Raw genomic sequence first — 2985 nt, forward strand, 5'->3', positions numbered from 1 at the left:
GTTTTAGATCGGGCCTGGGCTACTCGTGCGGGTTTGGGCTGGATTGGCAAAAATACCAACCTGATTTCGACCGAACATGGTAGTTTCTTTTTCATTGGTGAATTAATCATCGATTTGGAGTTACCTGCCAGTAACAAAGTAGTTCGCAACCACTGCGGAAACTGTACCCGTTGCATCGATGCCTGCCCCACTCAGGCTCTGGTCGCACCTTATGTGCTCGATGCCCGGCGTTGCATTTCATACCAAACCATCGAAAATAGAAAAGAGATTGATTCAACCCTAAAAGGAAAATTCGAGAACCGTGTGTTTGGCTGTGATATTTGTCAGGATGTTTGCCCGTGGAATTTAAAATCGGAAGCAAACAGCGAGTCTGCTTTCGTACCTAAACCTAAATTGATGAGCATGACTAAAGAGGAGTGGAATGAATTGGATAAAACCCGGTTTAATGATTTGTTTAATAATTCGGCAGTTAAGCGAACCCGGCTTGAGGGATTGAAACGTAATCTGAAATTTTTGGAAGAGGATTAAGTCAAAGAGAAGTTCTTTTGCATCCCATTGAGATCCACAAGCTACAGCCAAAGTGCCAAACCCTACCGTAGATGTAAAGATTAACATGATTCATGAGTGGGTATTCAAAAAGTAACTAAATTTGCCTATACATTTGAAAAATAGAGGTTATGGAAACAATTACGGTAAAAATAAACGCACGAACTAAAAAAACAAAGTATTTGCTGGGGCTTATAAGCGAAATTGCTAAAAACGATAAAAACATTGAAATTATAGGTTTGGATGAAAGTCCTTATAACCCAGAATTTGTAAAAGAAATTCAAAAATCAAGGGTAAGTAAAGGAAAGGTTATTAAAACCGAAGATTTATGGAAGTAGTTTTTAAAGATAAAGCTCTTGACGATATTAAATTTTGGAAAAAGAGTGGTCAAAAAACGATTCAAAACAGAATATCTAAGCTTATTGAAGATATATTACAACACCCCACCATTGGACTAGGAAAACCAGAGCCATTAAAATACGAACTAAGCGGACTTTGGTCACGGGAAATTGATAAAGGGAATCGCCTTATTTACGAAATTGTTGGCCTGCAGCTTCATGTTATCTCCATGCGTGGGCACTATTACGACAAATAATAATTTTCTTGGATCAAATTGAAAAGTAGGTGGAGTAAAAAAAATGATGAATCTTTGTTTGGATAAAAGGAACAAACATGGATTCGATTAATGATCAATACAGGCAGTTATTAAAAGCACTTCTTCCTTTAGAACTCTTTACTTATTTTGAAATTACCCAAGTGCTAGTCTCTCCAGACAGGCTTGATGTTTATCTGGATGAACTCAACCTTCCTCCTTTAAAATATCAGGGACAAAAACTGGTTTCGAAGGGTTTTTATCCCGCAGCTGAGGTACAGGATTTTCCGATTCGTGAAAGGGCTGTATTTTTGCATGTCAGAAGGAGAAAATGGCAGATAGAATCCACCGGTCATATTGTAAGCAACACCTGGGATACAGTTGCCGAAGGCACGCGTTACACTAAAAGTTTCGCGTCTTTTTTAAAAGATGTTTTTGGATACTCACCCAATCAGCAGCAAAAGCCTTGAAAAACATTATCATATAGATGGGGATCAATTCGGTCAACAATACAAAGAACATCTGAGTGATTACCCGGAGTGGGATCAAAAAGACCACGCACAGGACTGGATGATTTTTCCTCAGAATCTGGGATCTCAATTGAGTATCGATGAGACATCCTTGTCGAATGGCGAATTGTACACCATCCTGACAAACAAAGCAGCAAAAGGACAAAAAGGAGTGCTTGTGGCTATGATCAAAGGCACCAGAGCAGAGCATGTAATTGCCATATTGAAAAAGATCCCAGAAAAGGAAAGATTAAAAGTTGAAGAGATCACCTTAGATATGGCCGGTTCGATGAACCTGATTGCCAGGCAATGCTTTCCCAAAGCTGTAAGGGTGACAGATCGGTTCCATGTTCAAAAACTGGCCTATGATGCCTTGCAGGAAATGCGCATCGCACATCGCTGGGAGGCAATCAATGAAGAAACCAATGCCATTGACAATGCCCGCTGGGAAAAAAAGGAATACATTCCCCTGTGTTTTGAAAATGGTGACTCTAAAAAGCAACTGCTGGCCCGAAGCCGTTACCTCTTATTTACATCACCAGAGAATTGGAGCGAATCCCAAAAACAAAGGGCAAAAATACTTTTTGCTCAGTATCCAGACATACAGAAAGCTTTTAGCCTGACCCACAAACTAAGATTAATCTTCTCGAAAACAAAAGATAAGGGAGTTGCCTACACTAAACTGGCTCATTGGTATAACGAAGTAACAGAATCCGGATTTAACGCATTTAATACCATCTCTGCAACCATATACACGCATTACAAAGAAATACTCAACTTCTTCGATAATCGAAGCACCAATGCTTCTGCTGAATCTTTCAATGCCAAAATAAAAGCATTCAGAACTGTTCTGCGTGGTGTACGCGATGTCAATTTCTTCCTCTTCCGATTAGCTAAAATCTATGCATAAAAAAACATACTCCACCTAAATTATCAATTGATCCAAACAATACCGCTTTAAAATCAAAACCAGTCATCTATTAATCAATTTTAATCAAAGCACTATGAAAAAACTCTTGTTTATCACTGTTCTATTCATATTTAGAGCTATATCAGTTTTTTCACAATCCAAAGATCAAATAGTAATTAAAAAGGGGCGTAATAGTTCCTAAATCAACATCTTCAGTGAAACACTAGAATAAAGCAATTCAAATTTTCAATTCAAAACATATTTAGACTTCGAATGCTGGCTTTTAAACCGAAGCGGCAACGAGAAGAACGAAAGTGGACAGAAACCACTAAAAATAGAGCTTGTCTGCCTGAAGTTAGTCAGACAGGACAAAAAAGAAAAGCCTACGAGTAGCAAAGATTAAGCTAATATAATTTATGGAATTCCAA

Annotated in this window: 5 protein-coding genes; all 5 read left to right on the forward strand. The window is 38.4% G+C overall.

The genetic code is table 11. The features are described 5' to 3' along the window. Positions 1–528: tRNA epoxyqueuosine(34) reductase QueG (queG, locus tag ACEW9O_RS28105; RefSeq protein ID WP_373553560.1), on the forward strand; the 528-nt coding region annotated here is incomplete at its 5' end. 149 nt (positions 529–677) lie between these two features. Further along, positions 678–884, forward strand: a complete 207-nt coding sequence (locus ACEW9O_RS28110) for a DUF2683 family protein (protein ID WP_373553561.1) — start codon at positions 678–680, stop codon at positions 882–884. Continuing rightward, the gene (locus tag ACEW9O_RS28115) at positions 875–1141 is read left to right on the forward strand and encodes a Txe/YoeB family addiction module toxin (RefSeq protein WP_373553562.1); all 267 of its coding nucleotides are present in this window, start codon (positions 875–877) and stop codon (positions 1139–1141) included. The genes ACEW9O_RS28110 and ACEW9O_RS28115 overlap by 10 nt, the downstream gene beginning before the upstream one ends. Positions 1142–1218: 77 nt before the next feature. Next, positions 1219–1608, forward strand: a complete 390-nt coding sequence (locus ACEW9O_RS28120; protein ID WP_373553563.1) for a transposase — start codon at positions 1219–1221, stop codon at positions 1606–1608. Then, entirely contained in the window at positions 1568–2557 is a 990-nt protein-coding gene (locus tag ACEW9O_RS28125; protein ID WP_373553564.1) for a transposase, read from the forward strand. The genes ACEW9O_RS28120 and ACEW9O_RS28125 overlap by 41 nt, the downstream gene beginning before the upstream one ends. The last annotated feature ends 428 nt before the right edge of the window (positions 2558–2985 follow it).

Source organism: Haliscomenobacter sp. (assembly GCF_041740695.1).
Lineage (GTDB): Bacteria > Bacteroidota > Bacteroidia > Chitinophagales > Saprospiraceae > Haliscomenobacter.